Source organism: Virgibacillus dokdonensis, from assembly GCF_900166595.1.
GTDB classification, from domain to species: Bacteria; Bacillota; Bacilli; order Bacillales; family Amphibacillaceae; genus Virgibacillus; species Virgibacillus dokdonensis.
Map to the genome: position 1 here is coordinate 4,151,406 of NZ_LT745763.1, position 14,315 is coordinate 4,165,720.

At 40.0% G+C, this 14,315-nt stretch carries 17 protein-coding genes; all 17 read right to left on the minus strand.

Features of this window, described 5'->3' with window-relative positions; all coding sequences use genetic code 11:
- Positions 1-24: 24 nt before the first annotated feature.
- The 17 genes from rpsQ to rpoC all read right to left on the minus strand — a co-directional run bounded on the left by rpsQ (position 25) and on the right by rpoC (position 14,223).
- Positions 25-288, minus strand: a complete 264-nt coding sequence (gene rpsQ / locus B2C77_RS21005) for a 30S ribosomal protein S17 (protein WP_050349629.1) — start codon at positions 286-288, stop codon at positions 25-27.
- Positions 289-314: 26 nt separating this feature from the next.
- Positions 315-515, minus strand: a complete 201-nt coding sequence (rpmC, locus tag B2C77_RS21010) for a 50S ribosomal protein L29 (protein ID WP_073012592.1) — start codon at positions 513-515, stop codon at positions 315-317.
- Positions 505-939 carry a 50S ribosomal protein L16 gene (gene rplP, locus B2C77_RS21015; protein ID WP_073012590.1) on the minus strand — a complete coding sequence of 145 codons (435 nt, stop codon included), beginning with the start codon at positions 937-939 and terminating at the stop codon, positions 505-507. Before rplP ends, rpmC begins: the two co-directional genes overlap by 11 nt.
- An 18-nt stretch (positions 940-957) precedes the next feature.
- Positions 958-1,599 carry a 30S ribosomal protein S3 gene (gene rpsC, locus B2C77_RS21020; protein WP_077706772.1) on the minus strand — a complete coding sequence of 214 codons (642 nt, stop codon included), beginning with the start codon at positions 1,597-1,599 and terminating at the stop codon, positions 958-960.
- 3 nt (positions 1,600-1,602) lie between these two features.
- The gene (gene rplV, locus B2C77_RS21025; protein ID WP_073012585.1) at positions 1,603-1,944 is read right to left on the minus strand and encodes a 50S ribosomal protein L22; all 342 of its coding nucleotides are present in this window, start codon (positions 1,942-1,944) and stop codon (positions 1,603-1,605) included.
- Between the two features lie 20 nt (positions 1,945-1,964).
- Positions 1,965-2,243 (minus strand): 30S ribosomal protein S19, encoded by a 279-nt coding sequence (rpsS, locus tag B2C77_RS21030; protein WP_073012582.1) that lies wholly within the window; start codon positions 2,241-2,243, stop codon positions 1,965-1,967.
- A gap of 57 nt (positions 2,244-2,300) precedes the next feature.
- Positions 2,301-3,131: a 50S ribosomal protein L2 gene (gene rplB, locus B2C77_RS21035; RefSeq protein ID WP_077706773.1), complete on the minus strand. Its 831-nt coding sequence runs from the start codon at positions 3,129-3,131 to the stop codon at positions 2,301-2,303.
- 31 nt (positions 3,132-3,162) lie between these two features.
- On the minus strand, positions 3,163-3,450 hold the full coding sequence (gene rplW / locus B2C77_RS21040; RefSeq protein WP_073012576.1) for a 50S ribosomal protein L23: 288 nt from the start codon (positions 3,448-3,450) through the stop codon (positions 3,163-3,165).
- The gene (gene rplD, locus B2C77_RS21045) at positions 3,450-4,073 is read right to left on the minus strand and encodes a 50S ribosomal protein L4 (protein WP_077706774.1); all 624 of its coding nucleotides are present in this window, start codon (positions 4,071-4,073) and stop codon (positions 3,450-3,452) included. The genes rplW and rplD overlap by 1 nt, the downstream gene beginning before the upstream one ends.
- Before the next feature lie 26 nt (positions 4,074-4,099).
- Entirely contained in the window at positions 4,100-4,729 is a 630-nt protein-coding gene (rplC, locus tag B2C77_RS21050; RefSeq protein WP_077706775.1) for a 50S ribosomal protein L3, read from the minus strand.
- Between the two features lie 29 nt (positions 4,730-4,758).
- Positions 4,759-5,067 (minus strand): 30S ribosomal protein S10, encoded by a 309-nt coding sequence (gene rpsJ / locus B2C77_RS21055; protein ID WP_021292712.1) that lies wholly within the window; start codon positions 5,065-5,067, stop codon positions 4,759-4,761.
- 637 nt (positions 5,068-5,704) lie between these two features.
- A complete protein-coding gene (gene tuf, locus B2C77_RS21060; protein WP_073012567.1) occupies positions 5,705-6,895 on the minus strand; it encodes an elongation factor Tu in 1,191 nt (396 codons plus the stop codon).
- Between the two features lie 126 nt (positions 6,896-7,021).
- Positions 7,022-9,100: an elongation factor G gene (gene fusA, locus B2C77_RS21065; protein WP_073012564.1), complete on the minus strand. Its 2,079-nt coding sequence runs from the start codon at positions 9,098-9,100 to the stop codon at positions 7,022-7,024.
- Between the two features lie 39 nt (positions 9,101-9,139).
- Positions 9,140-9,610 carry a 30S ribosomal protein S7 gene (gene rpsG, locus B2C77_RS21070; protein ID WP_073012561.1) on the minus strand — a complete coding sequence of 157 codons (471 nt, stop codon included), beginning with the start codon at positions 9,608-9,610 and terminating at the stop codon, positions 9,140-9,142.
- A 41-nt stretch (positions 9,611-9,651) separates the two neighbouring features.
- The gene (gene rpsL, locus B2C77_RS21075; RefSeq protein ID WP_073012557.1) at positions 9,652-10,065 is read right to left on the minus strand and encodes a 30S ribosomal protein S12; all 414 of its coding nucleotides are present in this window, start codon (positions 10,063-10,065) and stop codon (positions 9,652-9,654) included.
- A gap of 113 nt (positions 10,066-10,178) precedes the next feature.
- Positions 10,179-10,433 carry a 50S ribosomal protein L7ae-like protein gene (locus B2C77_RS21080; RefSeq protein WP_077706776.1) on the minus strand — a complete coding sequence of 85 codons (255 nt, stop codon included), beginning with the start codon at positions 10,431-10,433 and terminating at the stop codon, positions 10,179-10,181.
- A 181-nt stretch (positions 10,434-10,614) separates the two neighbouring features.
- A complete protein-coding gene (rpoC, locus tag B2C77_RS21085; protein ID WP_077706777.1) occupies positions 10,615-14,223 on the minus strand; it encodes a DNA-directed RNA polymerase subunit beta' in 3,609 nt (1,202 codons plus the stop codon).
- Between the last annotated feature and the right edge of the window lie 92 nt (positions 14,224-14,315).

Here is a 14,315-nt window from a genome sequence, read left to right on the forward strand (position 1 = left end):
CGGATACCTTCCGAGCGAACTTTATTATATAATTACCGCTTCTTCAACAATCTCAACGAGGCGAAAATGTTTTGTAGCTGATAGCGGACGAGTTTCCATGATGCTTACGATATCGCCAACTTTTGCTTGGTTATTCTCATCATGTGCTTTGAATTTTTTTGAATATTTAACACGCTTGCCGTATAGCTTGTGGAATTTATATGTTTCCACTAGAACAGAAATGGTTTTATCCATTTTGTCAGAGACAACACGTCCAGTGTAAACTTTACGATCATTACGTTCTGTCATTTTGAGGTTTACCTCCTCTCGAGATTCTAGTTATTTACGCTTAATTCACGCTGACGAACAACAGTTTTCATGCGAGCAATTGACTTTCTTACCTGACGAATACGCGCAGTGTTTTCTAGTTGGCCAGTTGCAAGCTGGAAGCGTAAGTTGAATAGCTCTTCTTTTAAGTCTTTTACTTTTTGTTCAATTTCGGCAGTGGTTAGTTCTCTAATCTCATTAGCCTTCATTGCTTTCACCACCAATTTCTTCACGTTTTACAAATTTTGTTTTAATCGGAAGTTTGTGAGAAGCAAGACGTAACGCTTCACGAGCAACTTCTTCTGGTACACCAGCGATTTCAAACATGATTTTTCCTGGTTTTACTACTGCTACCCATCCTTCTGGAGCACCTTTACCGGAACCCATACGAACCTCTAGGGGTTTTGCAGTATATGGCTTGTCAGGAAAGATTTTTATCCAAACTTTACCGCCACGTTTCATGTAACGAGTCATTGCAATACGAGCAGCCTCGATTTGACGGCTAGTAATCCACGACGCTTCTACTGCTTGTAGACCATATTCACCGAAAGCAACACTTGTGCCACCTTTGGCTTGGCCTCTCATTTTACCACGATGTTGTCTACGATATTTCACACGTTTAGGCATTAACATAATGCAGTGCCCCCTTCCTTATTTGTCAGTTTTCGTTGGAAGGACTTCTCCACGGTATACCCACACTTTGACACCTAACTTACCATACGTAGTGTCTGCTTCTGCTGTACCGTAATCGATATCAGCTCTTAATGTGTGTAGTGGTACTGTCCCTTCACTATAATGTTCCGCACGAGCGATGTCTGCGCCACCAAGACGTCCGGATACTTGTGTTTTAATTCCTTTTGCGCCAGCACGCATCGCACGTTGAATGGATTGCTTTTGTGCACGACGGAAAGAAATACGGTTTTCTAATTGACGAGCAATATTTTCAGCAACTAATGTTGCATCAAGATCTACTTTTTTAATTTCTACAATATTGATGTGAACTCGCTTGCCAGTTAAGCTATTTAAAGCTTTACGCAAAGATTCCACTTCAGAACCGCCTTTACCGATAACCATACCTGGTTTACCAGTATGAATCGTAATATTCACTCGGTTTGCTGCACGCTCAATATCAATAGATGAAACAGCAGCTATCTTCAAGCGGTTTTCCAAGTATTCTCTAATCTTAATGTCTTCATGTAATAAGTCTGCATAGTCCTTGCCGGCATACCATTTTGACTCCCAGTCTTTAATGACGCCAACGCGAAGACCAGTTGGATTTACTTTTTGACCCACTGACTAACCCTCCTTTTTTTCTGTTACCACTACTGTAATGTGGCTTGTGCGTTTATTAATTCTACTTGCACGACCTTGTGCACGTGGACGGAAACGTTTCAAAGTAGCGCCTTCGTTTACATATGCTTCTGAAATGACCAGGTTATCTGTATCCATTTCATAATTGTGCTCTGCATTAGCAATCGCAGAGTTTAATACTTTTTCTACGACTGGAGAAGCACCGCGTTGTGTATGGCGTAAAATCGCAATTGCTTCACCTACATTTTTTCCTCGAATAAGATCAACGACTAATCGTACTTTACGAGGAGCAATACGAACCGATTTTGCAACGGCTTTAGCTTGCATGTTGTGTGCCTCCTCTCCTATTAGCGTTTTGTTTTCTTATCATCGCCACCGTGCCCTTTAAAGGTACGTGTTGGCGCGAATTCACCTAATTTATGTCCGACCATGTCTTCTGTAACGTAGACTGGTACATGCTTACGTCCGTCATATACCGCTATTGTATGTCCTACAAAATTAGGAAATATAGTTGAACGACGTGACCAAGTTTTAATTACTTGTTTTTTATCACTTTCGTTTAATGCTTCGATTTTTGACATAAGATGGTCATCTGCAAAAGGTCCTTTTTTCAAACTACGACCCATGGATAAACCTCCTTTCGCATTGGAGAGACGGGCTTATCTTCCCGCCACTATTTTTAATTATTTTTTACGTTTACGAACGATATACTTATCAGATGGCTTGTTGCGTTGACGTGTCTTGTAACCAAGTGTTGGCTTACCCCATGGTGACATTGGTGATTTACGACCGATTGGCGCGCGTCCTTCACCACCACCGTGTGGGTGATCATTCGGGTTCATAACAGACCCACGAACAGTTGGGCGAATACCTAACCAACGAGAACGACCTGCTTTACCTACACGGATAAGCTCATGTTCAATATTACCAACTTGACCGACAGTTGCACGGCAAGAAGACAGAATTAAACGAACTTCTCCTGAAGATAAACGAACTAACGTGTATTTACCATCACGACCAAGAACTTGTGCTTCTGCACCCGCTGAACGAACAAGCTGTCCGCCACGTCCTGGCTTCAACTCAACATTATGAATAATTGTACCTACTGGGATATTTACTAATGGTAATGCATTTCCCATTTTAATATCCGCATCTTCACCAGAAATAACTTCTTGCCCCACTTTTATACCTTTTGGAGCTAATATATAACGTTTTTCACCATCAACATAATGAATTAATGCGATGTTTGCTGAACGGTTTGGATCATATTCAATAGTAGCAACGCGTCCTGGTATACCATCTTTATCACGCTTGAAATCGATGATACGGTATTGACGCTTGTGACCGCCACCTTGATGACGAACGGTTAACTTCCCTTGATGATTACGACCACCACGTTTGTGTAGTGGAGCTAAAAGGGATTTTTCAGGCGTATCTGTAGTGATTTCTGCAAAATCAGATACGGACATATTACGTCTACCGTTGGACGTTGGTCTGAATTTTTTAATCGCCATCTTTATTTCCCTCCTTCACGAACTTTATAATTTATGCTTCAAAGAAATCTAATTCTTTACTGTCTTCAGAAAGCTGAACAACAGCTTTTTTACGATCTGAACGGTATCCACCGTAACGACCCATACGCTTGAACTTACCTTTTACATTTAACGTGTTCACTTTGATTACTTTCACTCCAAAAACTTGTTCAACAGCGTTTTTTATCTCTGTTTTATTCGCTTGAGGAGTTACTTCAAACGTGTACTTTTTTTCTGCCATTAAATCAGCTGAATGTTCTGTAATGACAGGGCGCTTTATAATATCACGTGGATCTTTCATTATGCAAGCACCTCCCCTGCTTTTTCAGCTGCCTCTTTTGTTAAGATCAGCTTGTCATGGCCAAGCAAGTCTAATACATTCATTTCTTCCACTGTTAAAATAGAGACAGCCGGAAGATTATTTACGGAACGAACAACGTTCTCTTCTTTTTCAGTTACAACAATTAAAGCTTTTGCATCTACATTTAATGCTGCTAGCATTTTTACTGCTTCTTTTGTTTTTGGTTCAGCAAAAATAAGACTTTCCAAAACGACAAGATTATTTTCTTTTGTTTTTGAAGAAAGCGCAGATTTAAGTGCTAAGCGACGGACTTTCTTTGGCAATTTATAGCTATAGCTGCGTGGTGTTGGTCCAAATACAGTACCTCCGCCAACCCACTGTGGGGAACGAATAGAACCTTGACGTGCACGACCAGTTCCTTTCTGACGCCATGGTTTACGACCACCACCGCGTACTTCAGAACGGTTTTTTACCGCATGCGTACCTTGACGTAAAGACGCACGTTGCATAACTACTGCATCATGTAATACATGCTCATTTGGTTCAATTCCAAATACAGCTTCGTTTAATTCCAATTCACCAGCTTGAGCTCCATCTTGTTTTAGTAGTGCTACTTTAGGCATGACATATCCTCCCTTCGTCTGTATGATTAGTTAGCCTTGACTGCACTCGTTATTTTTACGAATGATTTCTTTGCACCTGGGACATTACCTTTTACTAGTAGTAGATTACGTTCTTCATCTACTTTTACTACTTCAAGGTTTTGGATCGTTACTTGTTCTCCACCCATACGTCCTGGAAGTGGTCTTCCTTTAAATACACGCATTGGGTCAACCGCACCTAACGAACCTGGTGATCTGTGATAGTGAGAACCATGAGTTTCTGGTCCACGTTGTTGATTGTGACGCTTAATTGAACCTTGGAATCCTTTACCTTTTGTAGTTCCTGTCACATCAATTTTATCACCAGAAGCAAATACGTTTACGCTCACTTCCTGACCAACTTCATACTCGTCAAGCTTCGCGTTACGGATTTCACGAACGTAGCGCTTAGGGTTTGTGTTTGCTTTTTCAGCATGACCTTTTTCCGCTTTATTCGTACGTGATTCCTTTACGTCAGCAACACCTAGTTGGATTGCTTCATAACCATCATTTTCTAATGTTCTCTTTTGTAATACGACGTTTGGCTCAGCTTCAATTACAGTTACAGGCATTAGTTCTCCTGTTTCAGAGAATAGCTGAGTCATGCCGATTTTACGACCTAAGATTCCTTTCGTCATCCGTTACACCTCCTATTTAAAACTTTCATTTATAGTTTAATTTCAATGTCTACACCAGACGGTAAGTCTAAACGCATTAGTGAATCAACAGTTTGCGGTGTAGGGTTAACAATGTCGATGAGACGTTTATGTGTACGCATCTCAAACTGCTCACGTGAATCCTTATATTTATGAACCGCACGTAAAACCGTGTAGACTGATTTTTCAGTAGGTAGTGGGATTGGTCCAGATACATTAGCACCAGAACGTTTCGCTGTATCTACAATTTTTTCAGCTGATTGATCTAAAATACGGTGATCATAAGCTTTCAAACGGATTCTAATCTTTTCTTTTGCCATTATTTTCCCTCCTTTATTCGCCCATTTAAAATAGACATACTCTGCAGAAATTTCTTGGTAACTCCCGCCATGGCAAAGGGGCCGGGTGTGCCAACAACCTTCTACTTCATCGCCTTAAGCAAGCAACATTCTTATTATATAGAATGTTATTTGTTTCTGCAATCTTTTTTATGAATAATGATTGCACATCTACATATTATACTTACTTTGCTACTTGATTGCAAGGGGTTATACAAAAAATTTATTAATAAGTTTAGTCAAAACAGACTGCTTTTAATCGTAGTAAATAGATTTAAGAATTATCAATAGGAATTTTTAAATGGCAAGGTGTAATAACGTATTATAGGAAGGGATCTTTTAGGTAAGGAAGGATTAAGGGGAACGGTTAAATAACAGTTATTCCATAAAGTAATTGCTCCTATGTTTCGGTCATCTAAATAGAGATGAAGAAAAACAGAGGTTTATCTTTTATTCTTGTTGAGAGATACGCTATCATGTTGACTACCTTTCAAAAAGCGTTAGAAAATTTGGCTTAGCGACAAGTAGCATGCCGAAAAAAATGCCTTTGTTTTATTTTTCTATATTGTAAAAAACACAGATTACGTCGTCACGTAACCTGTGTTTCATAACTTGGTGTTTACTCAATAATTTCTGATACAACACCAGAACCAACTGTACGGCCACCTTCACGAATAGAGAAGCGAGTACCGTCTTCAATAGCAATTGGTGAAATAAGCTCAACTGTCATTTCAATGTTATCGCCAGGCATTACCATTTCTGTTCCTTCTGGAAGTTGGATAACACCAGTTACATCCGTTGTACGGAAGTAAAACTGTGGACGATAGTTAGCAAAGAATGGAGTGTGACGTCCACCTTCTTCTTTAGATAGAACATAAACTTCTGCTTTAAACTTTGTGTGTGGTGTAATTGAACCAGGTTTTGCTAGTACTTGACCACGGTTAATATCTTCACGTGCCACACCACGAAGTAGTGCACCAATGTTGTCACCAGCTTCTGCATAGTCTAGAAGCTTACGGAACATTTCTACACCAGTAACTGTAGTTTTTTGAGCTGCTTCGTTTAAGCCGATGATTTCAACTTCATCACCAACACGTACTTCTCCACGCTCAACACGACCAGTTGCAACAGTACCACGACCTGTAATAGAGAATACGTCCTCTACAGGCATCATGAATGGTTTGTCTTTATCGCGGTCTGGAGTTGGAATGTACTCGTCAACAGCTTCCATTAATTCAACGATTTTTGCTTCGTATTCTTCTACTCCTTCAATTGCTTTCAAAGCAGAGCCAGCAATTACAGGAACATCATCACCAGGGAAGTCGTACTCTGTTAATAGATCGCGAACTTCCATTTCTACTAATTCTAATAGCTCTTCATCGTCTACCATATCTACTTTGTTTAGAAATACTACAATAGAAGGTACCCCAACGTTACGAGATAGTAGGATGTGCTCACGAGTTTGTGGCATTGGACCATCAGCTGCAGATACTACTAGGATTGCTCCGTCCATTTGTGCAGCACCAGTGATCATGTTTTTAACATAGTCAGCGTGACCTGGGCAGTCAACGTGCGCATAGTGACGAGTATCCGTTTCATATTCTACGTGAGAAGTTGCAATAGTAATTCCACGCTCTTTTTCTTCTGGTGCATTATCAATTTGATCATACGCCATTTGCGTACCTTTACCAGATTTCTTATGCATTACAATTGTAATTGCAGCAGTTAGCGTTGTTTTACCATGGTCAACGTGTCCAATTGTTCCAATGTTAACGTGACTTTTCGAGCGGTCGAACTTTTCTTTAGCCATTTATAGTTCCTCCTTTAAATAAATGAAAAAGTTTATTTTAGAATGTATAAGTAGCAAGAAACAATGGATGAACATCACTTCTTAGCCTTTAATACAAGTTATACTTTAGATTTATGAAAAAATCAATTATTGACCAGCATTTTTCTTAATAATTTCTTCAGAAATACTCTTTGGTACTTCCTCGTAGTGATCAAAGTACATCGTAAATGTACCACGACCTTGTGTGTTAGAACGCAATGCTGTAGCGTAACCGAACATTTCAGAAAGTGGAACGAAGCCTTTTACCACTTGGGCAGGACCTCTAGCTTCCATACCTTCTACACGTCCGCGACGAGAAGTAATATCACCCATGATGTCTCCCATATATTCTTCTGGGATAACAATTTCTACTTTAGCAATCGGCTCAAGAAGAACTGGGTTACACTTATTTTTAGCAGCTTTTAGTGCCATAGAGGCAGCTACTTTAAATGCCATTTCGTTAGAGTCCACATCATGATAGCTTCCATCATACAAAGTTGCTTTAATATCAATTAGTGGATATCCGGCTAATACACCATTTTCCATTGATTCTTCAATACCAGCTTGAACAGATGGAATGTATTCACGTGGTACAACCCCACCAACAATTTTGTTCACAAATTCAAAGCCAGCGCCTTCTTCGTTAGGTTCAAATTTAACCCAAACGTGTCCGTATTGTCCACGACCACCAGATTGGCGAACAAATTTACCTTCTACTTCAGCAGCAGATCGGAATGTCTCACGATATGCAACCTGTGGCGCACCAACGTTTGCTTCTACTTTGAATTCACGCTTCAAGCGGTCAACGATAACGTCAAGATGAAGTTCACCCATACCTGAAATAATCGTTTGGCCTGTTTCTTCATTTGTTTCTGTTTTAAAGGTTGGGTCTTCTTCAGCTAGTTTACCTAAAGCAATACCCATTTTGTCTTGGTCGGCTTTTGTTTTTGGTTCAATAGCAACTCCGATTACCGGTTCTGGGAAATCCATAGATTCAAGAATAACTAAATTCTTTTCATCACAAAGCGTATCACCAGTAGATGTATCTTTTAAACCAACAGCAGCTGCAATTTCACCAGCATATACAGTGGAAATCTCTTGTCTTGAATTTGCGTGCATTTGTAGGATACGTCCAACACGCTCACGCTTATCTTTTACAGAGTTTTTCACATAAGAACCAGCATCTAGTGTACCTGAATATACTCGGAAGAAAGTAAGCTTACCAACATATGGATCTGTCATTACTTTAAATGCCAATGCTGAGAACGGTGCATTGTCTGTAGATGGACGAGTTACTTTTTCCTCCGTACCAGGGACAATCCCTTCAATATCAGCAACATCCGTAGGTGCTGGAAGGTAATCAATAACACCATCAAGCATTAATTGTACACCTTTATTTTTGAATGCTGACCCACAATATACTGGATAGAATTCAACATCTAGTGTAGCTTTTCGGATAGCGACTCTTAACTCATCCTTAGAGATTTCTTCACCCTCTAAGTATTTCATCATTAAGTCTTCGTCAAGTTCAGCAACAGCTTCAATTAAGCTATTACGCCATTCTTGAGCTTTATCCATTAAATCAGCCGGAATTTCACGAGTCTCTGCACGAGTACCGAGGTCATCTTCATAGAAGAATGCCTGCATGTCAATGAGGTCGATAATTCCTTCAAAGTTATCTTCTGCACCTACCGGAAGTTGAACCGGATGTGCATTAGCGCCTAGACGATCTTTTAACGTTTTTGTTGCATAAAGAAAATCAGCGCCGATCTTATCCATTTTGTTAATAAAAACAATACGTGGAACCCCGTATGTTGTAGCTTGGCGCCATACTGTTTCCGTTTGTGGCTCCACACCTGACTGTGCATCAAGAACGGTTACGGCACCGTCTAACACACGTAATGAACGTTCAACTTCAACAGTGAAATCCACGTGTCCAGGTGTGTCAATAATGTTAATTCGATGGTTTTTCCATTGAGCAGTCGTTGCAGCAGAAGTAATAGTAATACCTCTTTCCTGCTCTTGCTCCATCCAGTCCATCTGTGATGCACCTTCATGCGTTTCACCAATTTTATGAATGCGTCCTGTATAGAAAAGAATACGCTCCGTAGTAGTAGTTTTACCTGCATCAATGTGTGCCATAATACCAATATTTCGCGTCTTTTCCAAGGAGAACTCTCTAGCCATGTATTCTTCTCCTTTCTAGCTTGAATTTGATTTATTATTTTACCAGCGGTAATGAGCAAATGCTTTGTTAGCTTCTGCCATTTTATGCAGTTCTTCGCGTTTCTTCACAGAAGCACCTGTATTGTTAGAAGCATCTAAAATTTCATTAGCAAGACGTTCTTCCATTGTTTTTTCTCCGCGTAAACGAGAGTAGTTAACAATATAACGTAGTCCTAGCGCTTGACGACGTTCTGGACGTACTTCCATTGGTACTTGGTAGTTTGATCCACCAACACGACGTGCACGTACTTCAAGAACAGGCATAACATTTTTCATCGCTTGTTCAAATACTTCCATTGCATTTTGACCGCTTCTTTCAGCAACCAATTCAAATGCTTTATAAAGAATTTTTTGTGCTTTTCCTCTTTTTCCATCAACCATAATTTGATTGATTAAACGAGTCACAAGTTTTGAGTTGTAAAGCGGATCTGGTAAGACATCGCGTTTAGGTACTGGGCCTTTACGTGGCATATGTCCTTCCTCCTTTCCTCTTGGGCTTATTTAAAATATGCTTATTTTTTCGGTCTTTTCGTACCGTACTTAGAACGACCTTGCATTCTACCTTCTACACCTGCTGTATCCAACGCACCACGAACAATGTGATAACGAACACCAGGTAAGTCTTTCACACGACCACCACGAAGAAGTACAACGCTGTGTTCCTGAAGATTATGACCAATTCCAGGAATGTATGCTGTTACTTCCATGTTGTTAGACAAACGCACACGAGCATATTTACGAAGTGCTGAGTTTGGTTTCTTCGGCGTTAATGTTCCAACACGTGTACATACACCACGTTTTTGTGGAGAGTTTTGGTCTGTGAATGTTTTCTTAAAGCTGTTATACCCCTTGTTTAGAGCTGGAGAATCAGACTTTTTTGGTTTGCTTACACGACCTTTACGCACTAATTGGTTAATTGTTGGCATAACTATTTCCTCCTTTCCGTCATGAATATATCACTAATTCAGCTTGAATTTTTGTAATCCCACACATCCAGGTGGTTCATCTTTGGGTAAAAAAACAGTTTTTTATGAATAACTCAATTCTGTTTTATACCAACAGCGGCTGCACCGACCTCGATACCACATGCTACTCCTAATTTCTTTTTAGAATCGACATGATGACAAGGAATGCCCAATTCTTCAGCTAAATGTGTAACCTTTTGTATCATATGTTGATCTGCATCAACAGCAACAAACACTTCACTAATATGCCCATTTTTCATGGCTTTGAGCGTTTGTTTTGTTCCGATAACTACACTAGATTTCACTTGCATTACTTTTTCATAAGACATCTCATATCCTCCAAAGCATCAAGTATAACCGGAAGCACCTTGAATATTCTACCACTCTGCATTTTTTATGTCAACATGATTTACATATTTTTTACGCTTCCGCTTAAAAACTTATTCTATTTTGTATAGAACTGGTGAGTCTCCCACATCAAAATTGATATGGGAGAACTACTTCATCCAGTTACTGAACAGTTTCCGTTTCTTCAATTGGCTCAGCTGTAATTGGTTCAGCTGTAGCAGGTTTAATACGACGATAACGTTGCATACCTGTTCCAGCAGGTACAAGTTTACCGATGATAACATTTTCTTTCAAACCAAGAAGCTCATCACGTTTTCCTTTAATAGCCGCATCCGTTAATACTCTAGTTGTTTCTTGGAAAGATGCAGCAGATAAGAAGGAATCTGTCTCAAGTGATGCTTTTGTAATACCAAGTAATACTGGTTTACCTATAGCCGGTTGCTGTCCATCTTGTAACACTTTATGGTTTGCGTCACGGAACTGGTGCAACTCTAATAAAGAACCTGGCAGAACATCTGTATCCCCAGAGTCAATTACGCGAATCTTACGAAGCATTTGGCGAACCATTACTTCTACGTGTTTATCGCCAATTTCAACACCTTGCATACGGTATACACGTTGCACTTCACGCAACAGATAGTTTTGTACACCTTCTACACCTTGAACGCGTAATAAGTCCTTAGGATCAATAGAACCTTCTGTTAGTTCTTGACCAGCAATAACCTTGTCACCAATGGTCACCTTCATGCGAGCATTGTAAGGTACTGCGTAAGAGCGTTGTTCAACATCGCCTTGAACGACAATCTCTTGTTTATCTTTCACTTCTTTAATTTCTTGTACGGTTCCGTATATTTCACTAATAACAGCTTGCCCTTTCGGATTACGAGCTTCAAACAACTCTTGAATACGTGGCAAACCTTGTGTAATATCGTCCCCAGCTACCCCACCAGTATGGAAAGTACGCATCGTTAGCTGTGTTCCTGGCTCACCAATGGATTGAGCTGCAATAATTCCTACTGCTTCCCCAACCTCTACATCAGCACCAGTTGCCAAGTTTCTTCCATAACATTTTTGACATACACCATGCTTCGTATTACATGTGAATGCACTACGTATGGTTACTTTTTCAATACCAGCATTGGTAATTTCTTTTGCTTGGTCCTCGCTAATAATTTCATTTGCTCCAACAATGACTTCATTCGTTTCTGGATGCTTAATACCATAGAATGCCGTACGTCCAATTAAGCGATCAACTAATGGTTCGATCATTTCCGTACCATCTTGTAAAGCAGTTACAGCCAAGCCACGATCTGTCCCACAATCATCTTCTCGTATGATAACGTCTTGCGCTACGTCAACAAGACGACGTGTTAGGTACCCTGAGTCAGCTGTTTTCAATGCTGTATCCGCAAGACCTTTACGAGCACCGTGCGTAGATATAAAGTACTCTAATACAGTTAGACCTTCACGGAAGCTTGATTTAATCGGTAATTCAATAATCTTACCAGCCGGGTTAGCCATTAAACCACGCATACCTGCAAGCTGCGTAAAGTTTGAGGCGTTACCACGAGCACCAGAATCACTCATCATATAAATCGGGTTTCTTTCGCTAAGGGATAACATCAACTTATCCTGTATCGTATCTTTGGCTTGTGACCAAATTGCAATAACGCGGTCGTATCTTTCATCATCCGTAATTAAACCTCTACGGAATTGTTTTAGTACTTTGTCGACTTTGTTTTGTGCTTCTTCAAGGATTGTTTCTTTTTCTTTAAGTACAACAATATCAGAAACACCGACTGTCATACCTGCTTTTGTGGAATAACTAAAGCCAAGATCCTTCATTCTATCAAGCATTTTAGATGTTTCACTAATTTTAAACCGTTTGAAGACTTCAGCAATAATATCTCCTAAAAAGCCTTTCTTAAATGGTTTAACCAACTCAAATGACTTAATAAGCTCAGGGATATTCGCACCCTTTTCCACAAAATACTTTTCTGGTGTATGATACTCTAAGTTCTCTTTTGTTGGCTCATTTATATAAGGGAAAGAGTCTGATAAGATTTCGTTGAAAATCAGCTTCCCAACTGTTGTAATAAGCAATTGTGATTTTTGCTTTTCCGTAAATGTTTGATTATTCAAACCTGATGCGTGTACAGCAACACGGGTGTGTAGATGTACATACCCATTCCGATAAGCCAATACCGCTTCATTTGTATCGTTAAAGACAGATCCTTCTCCGATAGCATTTTCTCGTTCTAAAGTAAGATAATAGTTTCCTAATACCATATCCTGAGATGGTGTTACAACTGGTTTTCCATCTTTTGGATTTAAAATGTTTTGAGCTGCAAGCATTAAAATTCTTGCTTCCGCTTGAGCTTCTCCAGACAATGGTACGTGCACAGCCATTTGGTCCCCATCAAAGTCGGCATTATACGCCGTACAAACTAATGGGTGCAAACGAATTGCACGACCTTCTACAAGTGTCGGCTCAAAAGCTTGGATTCCAAGTCTGTGTAACGTTGGTGCGCGGTTAAGCAATACTGGATGCTCTTTAATAACTTCTTCTAAGACATCCCACACTTCAGGATGCACACGCTCAATTTTCCGTTTGGCAGACTTGATATTATGTGCAATTCCTTTTTCCACTAACTCTCTCATCACAAATGGCTTAAATAACTCTAAGGCCATTTCTTTTGGCAGTCCACATTGGTACATTTTCAAATGCGGCCCAACTACGATAACAGAACGGCCGGAATAATCCACACGTTTACCAAGTAGGTTTTGACGGAAACGTCCTTGTTTCCCTTTCAACATATGAGACAAGGATTTCAATGGACGGTTTCCTGGTCCAGTTACTGGACGACCACGACGACCATTGTCAATTAGGGCATCTACTGCTTCCTGAAGCATACGCTTTTCGTTTTGAACAATAATGCTTGGCGCTCCAAGATCTAATAGACGTTTTAACCGATTGTTTCGGTTAATTACACGACGGTATAAATCATTTAAATCAGAAGTAGCAAAACGCCCCCCATCGAGCTGCACCATTGGGCGAATTTCAGGTGGAATGACTGGTAACACGTCTAAAATCATCCAAGACGTTTCGTTTCCAGAATGACGGAACGATTCTAATACTTCTAAACGCTTGATCGCACGTGTTCTACGTTGTCCTTGTGCTGTTTTTAGTTCTTCTTTTAAAATACCTGCTTCTTTTTCTAAGTCTATATCCTGAAGCAATTTACGGATCGCTTCAGCTCCCATTTGCGCTTTAAAAGACTTACCGTATTTATCGTAGTATGCACGGTATTCTTTTTCAGATAGGAGTTGCTTTTTCTCTAACGGTGTGTCACCTGCTTCCGTAACGATATAAGCAGCGAAGTAAATGACTTCCTCTAACGCACGAGGTGACATATCTAAAACAAGCCCCATACGACTTGGAATACCTTTAAAGTACCATATGTGAGATACAGGTGCAGCAAGTTCAATATGCCCCATCCGCTCACGACGAACTTTTGCTTTTGTCACTTCAACACCACAGCGATCACAAACCACGCCTTTATAGCGCACGCGCTTATATTTTCCACAGTGACATTCCCAATCTTTTTGTGGACCAAAAATCCGCTCACAGAACAATCCGTCTTTTTCTGGCTTCAATGTTCGATAATTAATCGTTTCTGGTTTTTTTACCTCACCATGTGACCAAGAGCGAATTTTCTCTGGTGAAGCTAAACCAATTTTCATATACTCAAAGTTATTTACATCTAGCAAGGGGTCAACCTCCCTCTTAGTGTCCGATTTTACCAAGCTATCAACGGTTACTTTAAGAAAACACAGCTACTATTTTATTTCATTTAAGCTAC

Excerpts from the sequence above, each read along its gene's own strand:
- rplP (WP_073012590.1), bottom strand. The coding sequence starts at position 939 with ATGTTAATGCCTAAACGTGTGAAATATCGTAGACAACATCGTGGTAAA.
- rplB (WP_077706773.1), bottom strand. The coding sequence starts at position 3,131 with ATGGCGATTAAAAAATTCAGACCAACGTCCAACGGTAGACGTAATATG.
- rpsG (WP_073012561.1), bottom strand. The coding sequence starts at position 9,610 with ATGCCACGTAAAGGCCCAGTACCTAAACGCGATGTCTTACCAGATCCG.
- rpmC (WP_073012592.1), bottom strand. The coding sequence starts at position 515 with ATGAAGGCTAATGAGATTAGAGAACTAACCACTGCCGAAATTGAACAA.
- tuf (WP_073012567.1), bottom strand. The coding sequence starts at position 6,895 with ATGGCTAAAGAAAAGTTCGACCGCTCGAAAAGTCACGTTAACATTGGA.
- rplC (WP_077706775.1), bottom strand. The coding sequence starts at position 4,729 with ATGACGAAAGGAATCTTAGGTCGTAAAATCGGCATGACTCAGCTATTC.
- rpsQ (WP_050349629.1), bottom strand. The coding sequence starts at position 288 with ATGACAGAACGTAATGATCGTAAAGTTTACACTGGACGTGTTGTCTCT.
- rplW (WP_073012576.1), bottom strand. The coding sequence starts at position 3,450 with ATGAAAGATCCACGTGATATTATAAAGCGCCCTGTCATTACAGAACAT.
- fusA (WP_073012564.1), bottom strand. The coding sequence starts at position 9,100 with ATGGCTAGAGAGTTCTCCTTGGAAAAGACGCGAAATATTGGTATTATG.
- rplD (WP_077706774.1), bottom strand. The coding sequence starts at position 4,073 with ATGCCTAAAGTAGCACTACTAAAACAAGATGGAGCTCAAGCTGGTGAA.
- rplV (WP_073012585.1), bottom strand. The coding sequence starts at position 1,944 with ATGCAAGCTAAAGCCGTTGCAAAATCGGTTCGTATTGCTCCTCGTAAA.
- rpsJ (WP_021292712.1), bottom strand. The coding sequence starts at position 5,067 with ATGGCAAAAGAAAAGATTAGAATCCGTTTGAAAGCTTATGATCACCGT.
- B2C77_RS21080 (WP_077706776.1), bottom strand. The coding sequence starts at position 10,433 with ATGTCTTATGAAAAAGTAATGCAAGTGAAATCTAGTGTAGTTATCGGA.
- rpsS (WP_073012582.1), bottom strand. The coding sequence starts at position 2,243 with ATGGGTCGTAGTTTGAAAAAAGGACCTTTTGCAGATGACCATCTTATG.
- rpsL (WP_073012557.1), bottom strand. The coding sequence starts at position 10,065 with ATGCCAACAATTAACCAATTAGTGCGTAAAGGTCGTGTAAGCAAACCA.